Raw genomic sequence first — 16,066 nt, forward strand, 5'->3', positions numbered from 1 at the left:
CGGCCGTGCTCGCGTTCTCGCTCGCCGCCGTCGGACTGGTGGGCGCGGCGCCCGCCGCGTCGGCCGCCGAGCAGGCGCCGCCGCTCGAGGTGCTGTCGTACAACGTCTTCCTGTTCAGCAAGTCCCTGTACCCGAACTGGGGCCAGGACCACCGGGCCGCCGAGATCGCCAAGGCGCCCTTCGTGCAGGGCAACGACGTCGTGGTGTTCCAGGAGATGTTCGACAACTCCTCCTCGGACGCGCTGAAGGGCTCCCTCGCCGGTCAGTACCCGTACCAGACGCCGGTGATGGGCCGCGGCAAGACCGGCTGGGACGCCACGGGCGGCGCCTACTCGGCGACGACGCCGGAGGACGGCGGCGTCACGATCCTCAGCAAGTGGCCGATCCTGCGCAAGGAGCAGTACGTCTACAAGGACGCGTGCGGCGCCGACTGGTGGTCCAACAAGGGCTTCGTGTACGTCGTCCTCGACGTCAACGGCACCAAGGTGCACGTCGTCGGCACGCACGCCCAGTCCACCGACCCGGGCTGCGACGCCGGTGAGGCCGCCGCGATGCGCAGCCGTCAGTTCAAGGCGATCGACGCCTTCCTGGACGCCAAGGGCATCCCGGCCGGTGAGCAGGTGCTGGTCGCCGGTGACATGAACGTCGACTCGCACACCGCCGAGTACGACACGATGCTCTCCGACGCCGGCCTGGTCGGCGCCGACGCCCGCACCGGCCACCCGTACTCCTTCGATACGCAGGACAACTCCATCAGCAGCGAGCGCTACCCGGACGACCCGCGCGAGGACCTCGACTACGTCCTGCACCGCGCCGGCCACGCCCGTCCCACCGTGTGGAAGAACGACGTGATCAAGGAGCAGAGCGCGCCCTGGACGGTCTCCAGCTGGGGCACGGACTACACCTACACGAACCTGTCCGACCACTACCCGGTGATCGGTTCGGCGAGCTGACCGACCCGCTGGCCGGGGAGGCGGGCGGGCGGCTCAGCGCCGTGCCCACTCCCCGGCCAGCAGTTCGTACGACCGCACCCGGTCGGTGTGCTCGTGGGTCATCGTCGTGATCAGCAACTCGTCGGCCCCCGTCGCCTCCTGGAGTCGTTCCAGCTGGTCGGCGACCTGGGCGGGGGTGCCGACGAACTGGGTGTCGACGCGGTCCCGCACCAGGGCCCGGTCAGCGTCGGTCCACTCGTGGGCGCGGGCCTCCTTGAGGGTCGGGTACTCGATGGCACCCTCGGCCGTGCGGATGCTGCGCACCCACAGACCGTAGCCCTCGGCGAGTTCACGGGCCGTCGCGTCGTCCTCGGCGACGACGACGTCCGCCGAGACGCTCACGTACGGGGTGTCGAGGAACTCCGACGGCCGGAAGAAGGACCGGTAGCCGTCCACGGCCTCCAGGACGGTGGCGGGGCTGACGTGGTAGTTCGCCGCGAACCGCAGACCCCGGGCGCCGGCGACCTCGGCGCTCTGTCCGCCGCTGCTGCCCAGGATCCACACCTCGACGTCCGCCCCCTCGCCGGGCACGGCGTGTGCCTCGATGCCCTCCGGGGAGCGGTAGGTCCCGGCGAGCAGCGCGAGGACGTCGTCGATCTGCTCGGCGTAGTCCTGGGATTCGGCGTTCGGCAGGGTCAGCAGCTTGCGCTGGAGGGCGATCCGGGGAGAGCCGAGCAGGTGCTCGGCGTTGAAGCGGGGCGGGATGAGCAGGCCGTTCGCCGCGCGGCGGGCGGGCGCCGTGTGCCGCCCCGGCGGTCGGCCGCCGGAGCGGCCGAGGCCCAGGTCGATCCGCCCCGGGTGCAGCGCGTCGATCAGGCCGAACTCCTCGACCGTGGACAGGGCGGTGCGATGGCCGAGTTGAACGGCGCCGGAGCCGAGCCGGAGGGTGGAGGTGGCGGCGGCCGTGAGCGCGAGGACGACCGCCGGGGAGGTACCGGCGACGCCGGGGTTCAGATGGTGCTCGGCGAACCAGTAACGGGCGTAGCCGAGGCGTTCGGCATGCCGGGCGAGGTCGACGGAGTTGCGCAGGGCGTCGGCGGGGGTGGCGCCGGACGGGATCGGCACCAGGTCCAGGACGCCTAGGGGGATGGCTGACACGGGTGGACTCCTCAGGGGCGGCGGGTGGTCACGAGGCCAGGTGCGCGGCGCGTGCCGTGTCCGGGTGGGCGAGGCCCAGGTGGTCGCGGAGTGTCGGGCCCTCGTAATCGGTGCGGAACACGCCCTGTTCCTGGAGGAGCGGGACGACCCGGTCGGCGAAGTCGTCGAGGCCGCCGGGGGTGAGGTACGGGACGAGGATGAAGCCGTCACTGGCGTCGGCCTGGACGAGGTCGTTGATCGTACGGGCGACGGTCCGCGGCGAACCGATGAAGTTCTGCCGGTTCCCGGTCTCGATGACGAGGTCGCGGATGGACCAGTCGTTCGAAGCCGCCAGCTCCCGCCATGCGCGGGCGGTGGCCAACGGGTCCCGGTACATGCGCACTTGGGCCCGGCCCCGGGCGACGGTGTGCTCCCCCGGCAGGGGGTCGATCTCGGGCAGCGGACCGTCGGGGTCGTAGGCGGACAGGTCCCGGTTCCAGACCCACTCCAGGTGCTTGAGGGCGGTGGCTCCGCTGACCTGCTTGCGCCGCACTGCCCTGGCCAGCTCGTGGGCCTCGGCGTCGGTGTCCGCGAGGACGAAGGTGGCGGCGGGCAGGATGAGCAGCTCCTCACGACGGCGGCCGTAGCGGGCCAGGCGGTTCTTGACGTCCGTGTAGAAGGCCTGCCCCGCTGTGAGGGTGGCGTGGCGGCTGAAGATCGCGTCGGCGCCGGCCGCGGCGAACTCGCGGCCCTCTTCGGAGTCGCCGGCCTGGAAGATCACCGGGCGGCCCTGGGGTGAGCGCGGGACGTCGAAGCGGCCGTGGATGTCGAAGTGCGGGCCCCGGTGCGCGAAGGATCCGGCCTGGGCGTCCCGCAGGAAGACGCCGGTGGCCGGGTCCGCGACGATCTCGTCGCCGTTCCAGGAGTCGAAGAGTTGGTGGGCGGTGGCGAGGAACTCCTTCGCCCGGGAGTAGCGCTCCTCCTGCGGCAGGAAGCCGCCGCGCCGGAAGTTCTCGCCGGTGAATTCGTCCCAGGAGGTCACGACGTTCCAGGCGGACCGGCCGCCGGAGAGATGGTCCAGGGTGGCGAACTGGCGGGCCACCTCGTAGGGCTCGTTGAAGGTGGAGTTGATGGTGCCGGTCAGGCCGAGGTGCTCGGTGACGGCGGCGAGCGCGGCCAGCACGGTGAAGGTGTCGGGGCGGCCGACGACGTCCAGGTCGTAGATCCGTCCGCCCTGTTCGCGCAGTCGGAGGCCCTCGGCGAGGAAGAGGAAGTCGAACTTGGCGCGTTCGGCGGTCCGGGCGAAGTGGGCGAAGGAGTCGAACTCGATGTGGCTTCCGGCCGCGGGGTCGCTCCAGACGGTGGTGTTGTTGACGCCGGGGAAGTGGGCGGCCAGGTGGATCTGTTTCCGGGGCATGGGGGCCTTCCTTCCGGCTCAGGCGGCGGCGTAGCGGTTGCGGGGGCGGGGCAGACCCAGTCGTCCGCGCAGGGTGTCGGCGTCGTAGGCGCGACGGAAGGCGCCTCGGCGCTGCAGCTCCGGGACCAGCTCCCTGGTGATCCTCGGCAGGTCGTGCCCGAGCACGGCGGGCCTGAGCCGGATGCCGGTGAGCCCTGCCTGCCCCAACTCCAGCAAGAGGTCGGCGAGTTGGGTGGCCGTGCCGGTGAAGACAGGGGCGTCACTGGTGTACGGCTGTCCCGCGAGGGCGTCGAGGCGGTCCCGGCGCGCCTGCGCCGTACGGGAATCGTCGTCGAGGAAGACGACCAGCTCGCCGAAGACGTGCAGGAGCTCGCCGGCGCGTCCGGCCGACGCCTGCTCGGCGCGGATCTCCGCGACGATCGCGCGGGCCTCGTCTACGTCGTACGCGGTGACGTAGCCGATGTCGGCCTGCCGGGCCACCAGCCGGTAGGTCACGCTCTCGTGCGCGAGCGCGCTGACGATCGGCTGCCCCTGGGGCGGACGCGGGGTGATGGACGGGCCCTTGACGCTGAAGTGGCGGCCCTTGAAGTCGATGTAGTGCAGCTTGTCCCGGTCGATGAAGCGGCCGGTGGCGACGTCCCGAATCTCGGCGTCGTCCTCCCAGCTGTCCCAGAGCCGCCGCACGACCTCCACGTAGTCGGTGGCCTCGGCGAACAGTTCCGCCGCCGCCAGGCTGTCGGGGCCACGGCGGCCGAAGTGCGCGGCCTCGTTCGGGCGGGCGGTGACCCGCACGCGCAGGCCGGCCCGTCCGGTGCTGACGTAGTCGAGCGTGGCGATGGCCTTGGAGAGGTGGAAGGGCTCGGTGTGGGTGGCGACCACGGTCGGGACCAGGCCGATATGCCGGGTCAGCGGGGCGACACGGGAGGCGACGAGGACCGCGTCGAGGCGGCCACGGACCTGGTCGGTGCGGTCGTCCGGGCCGAGGCAGTGGGAGGACTGGAGGCCCAGGCCGTCCTCGAAGGTGACGAAGTCCAGCAGTCCGCGCTCGGCCTCGGCGACCAGGCCGGCCCAGTATCCGGCGGTGAACAGATCCCGGGGGCGGGCCACCGGCTCACGCCAGGACGCGGGGTGCCAGCCGGTGCCGTCCAGGGCGACGGCGAGGTGCAGGGGTGGTGCGGACACGGAGGGTGCCTTCCTGGGAGGGGTCATCGACGCGCGTGGGAGGCCCAGTCCAGGATCTGGACCGCCGCTCCCGCGGCTTCGAGACCCTGGCAGTGGGCGTGATGGCGGCGGGCGATGCCGTCGAGGTCGAGGTGGGTGCCGAAGGCGGGGTGGGCGGTGAGGCGGCGGGCGTAGGCCCAGAGGGCGGGGTGCTCGGCAATGCGCCGTACCGCCGCCGCGTCCAGGTGGATGCGGTGGACGGTGTCGAGGCGTACGAGGGTCACCCACAACTCGACGTCGGCGGCGGTGATCTGCTCCCTGATCATGAACTGGCGGCCGGAGAGCCACCGTTCCAGGGCGTCCAGCGTGGTCGTCAACCGGTCGGCCGCCCCGGCCCGTTCCGCGACGTCGGCGTCGGCCGAACCGGCGACCTGGGCGGCTTCGTCGATGCCCTGGGCGCACATCCGCTCGACGGCCTGGATCTCCGACTCCGCGCAGCACGGGTGGAGTTGAAGGCGTCCGCCGTCGAAACGCCGGGCCAGGTCGCGGGCGATGCCGGGGGCGTGGGTGCTGACGATCCGGCCCGACCAGGCGTCGCTGAGGACGGGGGCGTGGGCCGGTCCGGTGTAGCGGTGGGCGCTGGCGTCGTACAGCGGGCGCAGCGCGGTGTAGCCGCCATCGGGACAGTCGGGGACGGCGGGCAGCAGGGTGGCCGGACAGCTGTCGCCCAGGCCCAGCAGGCTGTGGGTGACGGCGATGCGCAGTCCGTCGGGGCAGGCGGTCGTGAGGTGCAGCCGGTAGCGGCCGGGGACGGCGTAGTGGCCGCTGCGGGCGTCCTGACCGATACGGCCGGTGAAGGGTTGCCAAGTGGCGTTGCCGGACAGGGGTGTTACGGACATGACGCTCCTCCGGGGTGGTGGGAGAACAGGGTCAGAGGCTGCCCGCTCCCACGAAGGGGACCTGCGGGCTCGTACGGGTGCCGAGGGGGTGGGTCCACAAGCCCCGTGCCGCCAGCCTCGGCAGCACGCCCTCGCCGAACCAGTACGCCTCCTCCAGGTGCGGGTAGCCGGAGAGGACGAACTCGTCGATGCCCAGGTCGGCGTATTCCTTGATCCGCTCGGCGACCTCGTCGTGGCTGCCCACCAGCGCGGTGCCCGCGCCGCCGCGCACCAGGCCGATGCCGGCCCACAGGTTCGGTGCGATCTCCAGGCCGTCGCGGTCGCCGCCGTGCAGGGCGAGCATGCGCCGCTGCCCCTCGGACTCGCTGCGGGCCAGACCGGCCTGTACTGCGCGCACGGTCTCCGGGTCGAAGCCGTCGAGGAGGCGCCGGGCCTCGGCCCACGCCTGTTCGGCGGTGTCGCGGGTGATGACGTGCAGCCGGATGCCGAAGCGGAGGGTGCGCCCGTGCCGTGCGGCGAGGCCCCGGATCCAGGCGATCTTCTCGGCGACCTGCGCGGGCGGTTCGCCCCAGGTCAGATAGACGTCGACATGGCGGGCGGCGATCTCCCCGGCCACGGGCGAGGAACCGCCGAAGTACAGCTCGGGCACGGGATCGGGCAGCCGGGCCAACCGCGCGTTCTCCACCCGCAGATGCTCACCGTGCAGATCGACGGACTTGCCGTCCCACAACTCCTTGACGATCCCCAGGAATTCGCCGGTACGGCGGTACCGGTCGTCCTTGTCCAGGAAGTCGCCGTACGCCCGCTGCTCCTGCCCCTCGCCACCGGTGACGACGTTCAGCAGCAGCCGTCCACCGGACTGCCGTTGGAAGGTCGACGCCATCTGCGCGGCCAGTGTGGGCGAGACGAACCCGGGCCGGAAGGCGACGAGGAACTTGAGCCGCTCAGTGTGCTGACTGACCATGGCGGTGGTCAGCCACGCGTCCTCGCACCAGGCCCCGGTGGGGGTGAGCGCGCCGGTGAAGCCCAGGTCCTCGGCGGCGCGGGCGATCTGGCCGAGGTAGGCGACCGTGGGCGGGCGGTCCTGTCCTGAGACGGTGGCGGGGCTGCCGTGGCCGCCGCCCACGACGTGCCGGCTGTCGCCGTTGGTGGGCAGGAACCAGTGGAACGTGAGGGTCACGGGATCTCCGATCGGGTCGTGCGAGGGGCTGGCGCTCAGCCGGCGGCGGCGAGCAGGCCGGTGCGGCCGCCGAGCGCGAGGGAGAACTGGTCGGTGATCTGGGCCAGGGCCTCGGCGGAACCCGGCGCGACGGTCAGCGTTCCGTCGTCGGCGACGGTGATGTCCTTGTCCAGCGTGAACCAGCCCGGGGTGATGTGTGCCGGGCCCATGGAGTTGAGGACGGGACGCAGGGCGTAGTCGATGGCCAGGACATGGGCGGTGCTGCCGCCGGTGGCGAGCGGCAGCACGGTCTTGCCGGCCAGGGCGAACTGCGGGAGCAGGTCGAGCAGGGTCTTCAGCAGGCCGGAGTAGGCGGCCTTGTAGACGGGGGTGCCGATGACGACGCCGTCGGCGCGGTCGAAGAGGGCGGTGGTCTCGACGATCGCCGGGTGCCGGAAGTCGGCTCCCAGCAGTGCCTGGGCGGGGAGGGTGCGGACGTCGAGGGGTGTCACCTCGTGGCCTTGGGCCCTGAGGCGGTCGTCGAGGTGGCGCAGCAGGCGTGCGGTGCGGGAGGTGGCGGAGGGGCTTCCGGAGACGGAGAGGATGACGGCCACGGCGGAACCTTTCGGCAGAGGCGAGGCGGGGCAGGGTGGGGTCAGGAGGCGGTCTTGGGCAGGCCGGGCGGGTTGATCTCGGACGCGCTCACGGCTTCGTCGGACAGGCCCCAGCGCTTGAGGACCTGGGCGTAGGTGCCGTTGTCGATGACCTCGTTCAGCGCGTCCGCGAGGGGTTCGGCCAGGCCGCTGTCCTTCTTCGTGGTGGCGGCGATCAGGCCCTGGAGGGTGGCGCCGGCCCCGGAGTAGGTGCCGACGACCTCGGTCCTGCCGGTGGAGGCCGAGTGGTAGGCGGCGGTCGGGTTGGGGCCGAGGTAGAGGTCGATCCGGCCGGACTGGAGGGCGAGGTAGGTGTCGCTGTCGTTCTGGTAGTACTTGATGTCCACCGGTTCGCGGCCCGCCCGCTCGTTCTCCTCGCTCCAGTCCACGAGCAGCTTCTCCTGGTTGGTGCCGCTGCCCACGGCGACGGTGAGACCGGCCACGTCCTCGGGTCCGTCGACCTTCAGGCCGCTGCCCTTCTTCGCCTCGAAGCCCAGGTTGTCCTCGCGGTAGGTGGCGAAGTCGTACTTCTCCTTGCGCTCCTCGGTGACCGTGATGTTGCTGAAGCCGACGTCGTACTTGGCGCTGTCCAGGCCGACGAAGATGTTCTCCCAGGAGACGGTGTTCAGGTGCAGCTTCAGGCCGAGGACGTCGGCGACCAGGGAGGCGAGGTCGGGTTCGACGCCGATGACGGTCTTGTTGTCGGTGGCGTAGAAGGTCAGCGGCGCGGCGGAGCCCGAGGAGTCGACGACCTCCAGGGTGCCTCTCTCCCGGATCCGTGCGGGGACCTTCGCGGCGATCGCGTCGACCTTCTTCGTGGTGACGCGGTTCTGGTCGGCGCTGATGTTGAGCTTCGTGGTGTCGCCGTTCGCCGCCGCGACCTCGGTCGTCCCGCCGTCGTCGGGGTTGCCGCAGGCGGCGAGGACGAGGGCGGTGGCGAGTCCGAGCGCGGCGGCGGTGGTACGGCGGGTCAGCGGGGCGGGCATGGCTGTGCTCCTTGCGGCAGGGGTTTCAGAGGACCTTGGAGAGGAAGGCGCGGGTGCGTTCGTGCCGTGGGGCGTCCAGTACGGCCGTGGGCGGGCCCTGTTCCACGACGACGCCGCCGTCCATGAACAGCACGGTGTCGGCCACCTCGCGGGCGAAGCCGATCTCATGGGTGACGATGATCATGGTGGTTCCGGTGCCGGCCAAGTCCTTGATGACGTCGAGGACTTCGCCGACCAGTTCCGGGTCCAGTGCCGAGGTGGGCTCGTCGAAGAGCAGCACCTTCGGTTCCAGGGCGAGCGCCCGGGCGATGGCGACGCGCTGCTGCTGTCCGCCCGACAGCCGACGCGGGTAGGCGTCGGCCTTGTCGGCGAGTCCGACCCGGGCCAGGAGCCGGCGGGCGTTCTCCTCCGCCTCCTTCCGGGGGCGGCGCAGGGCGGACACCGGGGCCTCGACCAGGTTCTCCAGCACCGTCAGATGCGGGAAGAGGTTGAAGTTCTGGAAGACGAAGCCGATGTCGGTGCGCTGCTTGAGCACGTCCCGCTCCCGCAGCTCGTGCAGTCGGTCGCCCGAGCGGCGGTAGCCGATGAGTGCGCCGTCGATGCTGATCCAGCCTCGGTCGACCTTCTCCAGGTGGTTGATGGTCCGCAGCAGGGTGGACTTCCCGGACCCGGACGGGCCGAGGATCACGGTGACTTCGCCGGCCCGGACCTGGAGGTCGACTCCGCGCAGGACCGCGAGCGCGCCGAAGCTCTTGTGGACGCCGTGCACGTCGACCATGACGTCGTTCATGTCTTCTCCGGCAACTGTCGTGGGGTCAGGGCACGCTGGGCGGCCACGAAGGTCCGGGCGCGCTGCAGCGGGGTGGGCGGCGGGGTGCGGTCGGCGCCTCGGGCGAAGTGCCGCTCGACGTAGTACTGGGCGACCGACAGCAGGGAGGTCAGGACCACGTACCAGGCGGTGGCGACCAGGAGGAGCGGGATCACCCGGCCGTTGCGGCCGTAGATCACCTGCACCTGGTAGAAGAGCTCGCCGATGGACATGACGTAGACCACCGAGGTGCCCTTGAGCAGGCCGATGACCTCGTTTCCGGCGGTCGGCAGGATGGCGCGCATGGCCTGCGGGAGCACGATGCGGCGGATCTGCCGCAGCCGGGGGATGCCGAGCGCGGCGGCGGCCTCCAGCTGTCCGTGGTCCACGGCGATCACACCGCCGCGCACGATCTCGGCGGCGTACGCGGCCTGGTGGAGGGTGAGTCCGATGACGGCGGCGCCGATGGTGCCGATCAGGCTGTTGCTGTCGACGGACCAGAAGACCGGCCCGAAGGGGATCCCGACGCCCAACCGCTCGTACAGGGCGCTCAGGTTGAACCAGAACACCAGCTGGACGATCATCGGGATGGACCGGAAGATCCAGACGTAGACCCAGGCCACGGTCTGGAGCACGGGGCTGTGCGACAGCCGCATGAAGGCGATCACGGTACCGAGCAGGAAGCCCAGCACGGTGGCGTACGCCGTGAGTTGCAGGGTCACCCAGACGGCCTGGACGATCGTCTCGGAGAAGACGTAGGCGCGGAAGACGTGCCATTCCCATACCGGGTTCGTGGCCAGGCCGTGGGTGAACTGGGCGACGAGGACGAGCACGGCGACCGCGGCGGCCCAGCGGGCGTGGTGGCGGACGGGTACGACCGTCAGCTCGGCGGGCTGCGTGGTGCGTCGCTTCAGGGTGTCAGTGCTCATGGGTCACCTGTGCTCGGGCGGGTTGCGGGCCGTGGCGCTTCATCGCGGGGGCCCTCCCAGGTGCTTCGCGAAGGGCAGCGGGCCGATGGTCTCCGGGTCGGCCGCCGTGTCGAACAGCGGTGTGTAGCCGGTGGCCAGGTACAGCGCGCGGGCCTCGGGCTGGCGCGGACCGGTGGTCAGGTGGATCCGCCGGTAGCCGCGGCTCTCCGCCTCGCGCTCCAGCTCGGCGACGACCCGGCGGGCGAGGCCGCGGCGGCGGTGCGCGGAGTGCGTCCAGATCCGTTTGAGTTCGGCCGTCGTCTCGTCGTAGCGGCGGAAGGCGCCGCCCGCGACGGGCTCGCCGCGCTCCAGGAGAAGGAGGAGCAGGCCGCCGTGGGGTGCGGTGAACTCCTCGTCGGGGTAGCGGGCGAGTTCGGCGTGGGCGTCCTTGCCGTAGCGAGCGGAGTACTCGTCGCCGAGTTCGCGCAGCAGAGGTCTCACGCGCGGGTCGGAGACAGGGACGTGATGGACCGTCAGCTCGGGTGCGGAGGTCACGCGTGCACCGCCGCGAGGTTCCTCGGTGCGCGGGCCGCGTCGCGTCTGGCGACTTCCTCGCGGACGAGCGGGATGACGTACCGCCCGAAGTCGATGGCGTCGTCGAGGAGGTCGTAGCCGCGGGCCGAGAGGATGTCGGCCCCGAGGTCGTAGTAGTCCAGCAGCGCCTGCGCCACCGTCTCCGGGGTGCCGACCAGGGCGTTGGAGTTGCCCGCGCCGCCGGTGGCGGCGGCCGTGGCGGTCCACAGGGCTCGGTCGTAGCGCTCGCCCGCTTCGGCGATGGCGATCAGCCGCTGGGAGCCGGTGTTCTCGGGTGTTCCCGTGCGGTGGCGCCGCCTGAGTCCGGCTCGCCGGATGGCACCGAGCGTGCGGCGGGCCTTCTCCCAGGCCAGCTCCTCGGTGGGGGCGATGATCGGGCGGAAGGCGACCTGGATGCGGGGCATATCGGTGCGGCCCGCGGCCCTGGCGGCGGCCCGTACCGCCTCGATCTGCTCCGCCGTCCGTGCCAGCGGCTCGCCCCACAGGCAGTAGATGTCGGCCTCGGCGCCGCCGGCGGCGTGGGCGGCGGGTGACGAGCCGCCGAACGAGACGTCCGGGCGCGGCTGTTGGACGGGAAAGACCTCGCTCACGAAGCCGCGGAAGCGGTAGTGCTCGCCTTCGTGGTCGAAGGGCTCGTGGGTGGTCCAGGCCTTCTTGACGATCCGGATGTACTCGCGGGTGCGGGCGTACCGCTCGTCCTTGGTGAGGGTGTCGCCTTCGCGGCCCTGCTCGTGGTCGTTGCCGCCGGTGATGAAGTGCACGGTCAGACGGCCCTCGCTGATCCGGTCGAGGGTGGCGAAGGTCTTGGCGGCGAAGGTGGGGTACGAGACGTTGGGGCGGTGGGCGAGGAGGAGCTGAAGGCGGTCGAGCCTGCTCGCGACGTACGCGGCGGCGGGGGCGGGATCCGGTGAACCGGAGTGGTAGGCGAACAGCACCCGGTCCCAGCCGTGCTCCTCGTGGGCCCGGGCGAGTCGGAGTGTGTACTCCTTGTCGAACGCGGGGCCGGAGCGCGGGGTGGTTTCGGAACCGTCGTGGGTGGCGGCGATGCCGAGGAACTCCACGGGCATGACAGAGGCCTTTCGGAGGCGGGCGCACGCGGGCAGGGCCAATGACCTTGCGCCGGGGCATGCATGACAGACCGTCAGTAACGGGAACGGGGGCGTGACGGGGCAGCGCGTGTGCGTGGAGAACTCGGCCCGCGACGGGTCGCCGAGAAGGGGAAGGGCCGGTCAGACGGCCCGCTGCCGCGTCAGGCGCAACACGCGGCGGACCACACTCGACCGAAGTCGATGTGGTCGCGTGAGACCAGGCGCGGCTGGGGAGGCATGCAACCTATTGAGCAGGGCATTTGGCGTTCCGTCAAGCGGCGACCGGATGCCGGACGGCCCCTGCGGGAGCTCTTCTCTACTTTTCCTATCGAGTTACTAGGAAAGCCTTGACGCGGCCGGTCGGCGCTCCGCAGGATGTGACCATGCCCCACACGCAGCAACGACTCGTACGTCGTCGGCATGTCGACTTTGGTCACGTCGTCAGCGCCGCCTGCTGTCGCGCGTAAGGCACGCGTTCCGCGCTGCCGCTCCGCTCCTTCCCCGGGGGGCAGGCCCCCCACCACGCTGTCCCGAAGGACGAACGCCATGACCACGGCACTTCCCACCCCCACCCCGCTGTCCGACGTACGCCATCTGCGGCTGGTGGACGAACTTCCGCAGGACGCCGCCGGGGGACCCGGTTCCCCGCCGCTCGTCGGCTATCTCGTACTGGTGCCCGAGGGCACCGACCCCGCCGAGCTCTTCGCCCGGGCGGGGGTGCACCCGGTGTCCCCGCCGGTGCGCCGGCCCGAGGGCGACGCCGTCCGCATCGACCCGGCACGCCATGTCGCGGAGGTCGACGGTGAGGAACTGGACCTCACCTACCTGGAGTTCGAGCTGCTGGCGCACCTCGTCCGGCATCCCCAGCACGTGCACACGCGCGAGCGGCTGATGGCGGAGATCTGGGGCTACGACCACGTCGGCGACGGCCGCACCGTGGACGTCCACATCGCACGGCTGCGCCGCAAGCTGGGCGCTGCCCACCGGGACCGGATCGTCACCGTGCGCAGCGTCGGCTACAAGTACGTGCCCGGCCGGCGCGTCACCCCCGACACCGCGCTTCGCGGCCGACCTTGAGGAGTCCCCTCCCATGGGCGTAGCCCCTGCCCCGTCCCGCCCGGCCCCGGAGTCCGGCCAGTCCGGACCCGACCGGGCGCACTGGCTGCGCGTTGCCCGGGAGACGGCGGACGACCTGGCCACGGACGCGGTGGCCAGGGAGCAGGCGGGCAAGGCCCCCTTCGACGAGGTGTCCCGGCTCCGCGAGGCGGGACTGCTCACCCTGCTGATCCCGGCCGGGGCGGGAGGCGGCGGCGCCGACTGGAGCACCGCCTGCGCGGTCGTCCGGGAGATCGCCGCCGCCGACGGTGCCATCGCCCAACTCCTCGGCCGTCACTACGTCATGGCGTCGAGCGCCCGGCTCTTCGCCGAACCGGCGCTCGCCGCACAGGTCGAGCGCCGGTCGGCGGACGAACTGTGGTGCTGGGCCGGGGGAATCGCCGGCCAGGAACCGCGACTGACCTTGACGACGTCGGGCGACGGGTACGTGCTGGACGGCCGGCAGAGCTACGCCACCGGTGTGCTCGTCGCCGACCGGCTGTGCGTACGGGCGGTGCGCGCCGACACCGGCGAGCCGTTCGCCGTCGTGGCCGACCCCGCCCGTGGGGGCGTACGGATCGACGACGACGCCGATCCCTTCGGTCAACGGCTCGCCGCCGGGGGAAGCGTGGAGTTCGACGGCGTGCGGATCGGCGCCGACGAGGTTCTGGGCTCGTTGTCGGCCGACGAGGCCGTGATCTCCCCGGCCGCGTCACTGGCTTCGCCGCTCGGCCGGCTCGTCTCGGTCCACCTGCGGCTCGGCATGGCGGAGGGGGTGCTGGCGGAGGCCCGCGAGTACAGCAGGGCCGGGCACTCCTCCTGGCATCAGGAGCGGCCGGCCGGCTCGGGCCGGGACCCTGGGACGCTGACCGCGTACGGGGAACTCACGGTCCTCACCCGCTCCGCCGCCGCCCTCGCCGCCGAGGCGCTGACGGCCATGGAGAACGGGCTGTGTCTCGGCGCGGACCTCACCTACGACGAGTGGGCCGAGATCTCGGTCCTCGTGGCCGTCGCCGAGGCCGCCGCCACCAAGGCCGTCCATGAGACCACGGCCCGCGCCCTCGATGTCATCGGGCCCCGCTCGGCCTCCGCCCGCCTGGGCCTGGACCGCTTCTGGCGCAACGCCCGCACCCACACCCTGCACGAACCCGTGGCCCACCGACTGCGGGACGTCGGCGACTACTTCCTCAACGGAGAGCACCCGCCGTTCACGCTGCCGGTGTGAGCCGGAGGCCGAGGCAACCGGCGTCGCGATCCCATTATGTGAGATCAGGTCGTCCAGCATGTGAATGCCCCCTTGGGGCACCGCCCTCCTTCTGCCACGATCCCTAGCAACCAGGTAGGAAAACTAGGAATCGACGGGGGGTGACCAGTCATGAGCGTGTTCGTGCGCGCCAAGCTGCCGACGCCCCTGCTGACCTCCCGCCGTCACATCGATTTCCGTCGTACGTCGAGCGCCATCTGTCGACCCTTCTGAGGCCCTTCGCTCCGTACGTCCTTTTTCCAACCTCACCCCGAGAGGACACACCCGTGTCTGCCGCACGACCGCTCACCACCCTGCGCGCCCTGGCCGCGATAGCCGCCCTCCCCCTCCTGCTCACCGCTTGCGGCTACGGCTCCGATTCCACCGACGAGGGCAAGCAGGCCCAGGTCGCGGCGGACGCCGAGAAGCTCTCCGCCGACGAGGTGCGCATCGGCTACTTCCCCAACCTCACCCACGCCACCGCGCTGGTGGGCGTCGAGCAGGGCATCTTCCAGAAGGAGCTCGGCGGCACCACGATCAAGTCCTCGACCTTCAACGCCGGGCCCTCCGAGATCGAGGCGCTCAACTCGGGTTCCATCGACATCGGCTGGATCGGCCCTTCCCCCGCCATCAACGGCTACACCAAGGCGGAGGGCAAGAACCTGCGGATCATCTCCGGATCGGCCTCCGGCGGGGTGAAGCTGGTCGTCAACCCGGACAAGATCAAGTCCCTCGACGACGTCAAGGGCAAGAAGATCGCCACCCCTCAGCTCGGCAACACGCAGGACGTGGCCTTCCTCAACTGGATCGCCGAGCGCGGCTGGAAGGTCGACGCGCAGAGCGGCAAGGGTGACGTCTCCGTCGTCCGCACCGACAACAAGGTGACCCCGGACGCCTACAAGTCCGGCTCGATCGACGGCGCCTGGGTGCCGGAGCCGACCGCGTCCAAGCTGGTCGCCGAGGGCGGGAAGGTGCTGCTGGACGAGGCCGACCTGTGGCCGGACAAGAAGTTCGTGATCACGAACATCATCGTGCGGCAGGACTTCCTCAAGGATCACCCGGACGTCGTCGAGGCCGTGCTGCGAGGCTCGGTGAAGACCAACGCCTGGATCAACGCCAATCCCGACCAGGCCAAGGCCTCCGCCAACAAGGCCCTGGAACGCGAGTCCGGCAAGGCCCTGCCCGCCGAGGTCATCGACCCGGCCTGGAAGTCGATCACCTTCCTCGACGACCCGCTGGCCGCGACCCTCGACACCGAGGCCGAGCACGCGGTGCAGGCCGGACTGCTCGAACAGCCCGACCTCCAGGGCATCTACGACCTCACCCTGCTGAACAAGGTCCTCGAGGCCGAGGGCCAGGACGCGGTCGACGACGCCGGTCTCGGCATCAAGTAACGGACCCGATGAGTTCCCAGGAGGTGACGACCATGGCAACCGCCCTCGCCAAGGCCGCCGACACGGATACGTCCGTGGAGCACGCCGCCCGCATCGACCACGTGTCGAAGTCCTTCGCCGGCCCCGCGGGCCGGCAGCTCGTCCTCGACGACATCTCCCTCGATGTCGCACCCGGCGAGTTCGTCACCCTCCTGGGAGCCTCGGGCTGCGGCAAGTCGACCCTGCTGAACCTCGTCGCGGGACTCGACGAGCCCAGCGCGGGAGCCATCACGACCGACGGACGCCCGGCGCTGATGTTCCAGGAGCACGCCCTGTTCCCGTGGCTGACCGCGGGCAAGAACATCGAACTCGCCCTCAAACTGAGGGGAGTTCCCAAGGCCGAGCGGCGCCCGGAGGCGGAACGCCTCCTGGAACTCGTCCGGTTGCAGGGCTCGTACGGCAAGCGCGTGCACGAACTGTCCGGCGGCATGCGCCAACGCGTGGCCTTGGCGCGGGCACTGGCCCAGGACAGCAAGCTGCTGCTGATGGACGAGCCGTTCGCGGCGCTGGACGCCATCACCCGGGACGTGCTGCACGACGAGCTGACCCGGAT

General features: G+C 71.2%; 17 protein-coding genes. 6 read left to right on the forward strand and 11 right to left on the reverse strand.

The annotated features are described in order from the left end of the window. Positions 1-5: 5 nt before the first annotated feature. Positions 6-953 (forward strand): sphingomyelin phosphodiesterase, encoded by a 948-nt coding sequence (gene sph / locus AC068Z_RS40740; protein WP_478568371.1) that lies wholly within the window; start codon positions 6-8, stop codon positions 951-953. Positions 954-986: 33 nt separating this feature from the next. On the opposite strand, the gene AC068Z_RS40745 is transcribed toward sph, so the two are convergent. Genes AC068Z_RS40745 through AC068Z_RS40795 form a run of 11 tightly spaced genes read right to left on the reverse strand, consistent with a single transcriptional unit; the run spans position 987 to position 11,721 of the window. Beyond that, the gene (locus tag AC068Z_RS40745; protein WP_478568305.1) at positions 987-2,090 is read right to left on the reverse strand and encodes an LLM class flavin-dependent oxidoreductase; all 1,104 of its coding nucleotides are present in this window, start codon (positions 2,088-2,090) and stop codon (positions 987-989) included. A 28-nt stretch (positions 2,091-2,118) separates the two neighbouring features. Beyond that, positions 2,119-3,486 carry an NtaA/DmoA family FMN-dependent monooxygenase gene (locus AC068Z_RS40750; RefSeq protein ID WP_478568308.1) on the reverse strand — a complete coding sequence of 456 codons (1,368 nt, stop codon included), beginning with the start codon at positions 3,484-3,486 and terminating at the stop codon, positions 2,119-2,121. 18 nt (positions 3,487-3,504) lie between these two features. Continuing rightward, the gene (locus AC068Z_RS40755) at positions 3,505-4,695 is read right to left on the reverse strand and encodes an LLM class flavin-dependent oxidoreductase (RefSeq protein WP_478568311.1); all 1,191 of its coding nucleotides are present in this window, start codon (positions 4,693-4,695) and stop codon (positions 3,505-3,507) included. After that, entirely contained in the window at positions 4,692-5,546 is an 855-nt protein-coding gene (locus AC068Z_RS40760; protein ID WP_478568314.1) for a glutathione S-transferase C-terminal domain-containing protein, read from the reverse strand. The genes AC068Z_RS40755 and AC068Z_RS40760 overlap by 4 nt, the downstream gene beginning before the upstream one ends. A 31-nt stretch (positions 5,547-5,577) precedes the next feature. Next, entirely contained in the window at positions 5,578-6,726 is a 1,149-nt protein-coding gene (locus AC068Z_RS40765) for an LLM class flavin-dependent oxidoreductase (protein ID WP_478568317.1), read from the reverse strand. Between the two features lie 35 nt (positions 6,727-6,761). Then, positions 6,762-7,319, reverse strand: a complete 558-nt coding sequence (ssuE, locus tag AC068Z_RS40770; RefSeq protein ID WP_478568320.1) for an NADPH-dependent FMN reductase — start codon at positions 7,317-7,319, stop codon at positions 6,762-6,764. Between the two features lie 41 nt (positions 7,320-7,360). Further along, positions 7,361-8,344, reverse strand: coding sequence for an ABC transporter substrate-binding protein (locus AC068Z_RS40775; protein ID WP_478568323.1), 984 nt, complete (start codon positions 8,342-8,344; stop codon positions 7,361-7,363). A 25-nt stretch (positions 8,345-8,369) separates the two neighbouring features. Then, positions 8,370-9,134 (reverse strand): amino acid ABC transporter ATP-binding protein, encoded by a 765-nt coding sequence (locus tag AC068Z_RS40780; protein WP_478568326.1) that lies wholly within the window; start codon positions 9,132-9,134, stop codon positions 8,370-8,372. After that, a complete protein-coding gene (locus AC068Z_RS40785; protein WP_478568329.1) occupies positions 9,131-10,081 on the reverse strand; it encodes an amino acid ABC transporter permease in 951 nt (316 codons plus the stop codon). Before AC068Z_RS40785 ends, AC068Z_RS40780 begins: the two co-directional genes overlap by 4 nt. Before the next feature lie 39 nt (positions 10,082-10,120). Further along, on the reverse strand, positions 10,121-10,615 hold the full coding sequence (locus tag AC068Z_RS40790) for a GNAT family N-acetyltransferase (RefSeq protein ID WP_478568332.1): 495 nt from the start codon (positions 10,613-10,615) through the stop codon (positions 10,121-10,123). Continuing rightward, on the reverse strand, positions 10,612-11,721 hold the full coding sequence (locus AC068Z_RS40795; RefSeq protein ID WP_478568335.1) for an LLM class flavin-dependent oxidoreductase: 1,110 nt from the start codon (positions 11,719-11,721) through the stop codon (positions 10,612-10,614). The genes AC068Z_RS40790 and AC068Z_RS40795 overlap by 4 nt, the downstream gene beginning before the upstream one ends. A gap of 567 nt (positions 11,722-12,288) precedes the next feature. Between AC068Z_RS40795 and AC068Z_RS40800 the strand changes: the two genes are divergently transcribed. The 5 genes from AC068Z_RS40800 to AC068Z_RS40820 form a co-directional block, all read left to right on the forward strand. Next, on the forward strand, positions 12,289-12,819 hold the full coding sequence (locus AC068Z_RS40800; RefSeq protein WP_478568338.1) for a winged helix-turn-helix domain-containing protein: 531 nt from the start codon (positions 12,289-12,291) through the stop codon (positions 12,817-12,819). A 13-nt stretch (positions 12,820-12,832) separates the two neighbouring features. Next, entirely contained in the window at positions 12,833-14,062 is a 1,230-nt protein-coding gene (locus AC068Z_RS40805) for an acyl-CoA dehydrogenase family protein (RefSeq protein ID WP_478568341.1), read from the forward strand. A gap of 150 nt (positions 14,063-14,212) precedes the next feature. Further along, entirely contained in the window at positions 14,213-14,314 is a 102-nt protein-coding gene (locus AC068Z_RS40810; protein WP_478568344.1) for a putative leader peptide, read from the forward strand. A gap of 53 nt (positions 14,315-14,367) precedes the next feature. Then, complete coding sequence (locus tag AC068Z_RS40815) at positions 14,368-15,474, forward strand: ABC transporter substrate-binding protein (protein WP_478568347.1); 1,107 nt, start codon at positions 14,368-14,370, stop codon at positions 15,472-15,474. A gap of 32 nt (positions 15,475-15,506) precedes the next feature. Next, positions 15,507-16,066 (forward strand): ABC transporter ATP-binding protein (locus AC068Z_RS40820; protein ID WP_478568350.1); only part of this gene is annotated, 560 nt, incomplete at its 3' end.

This window comes from Streptomyces sp. NPDC043726, assembly GCF_056436565.1.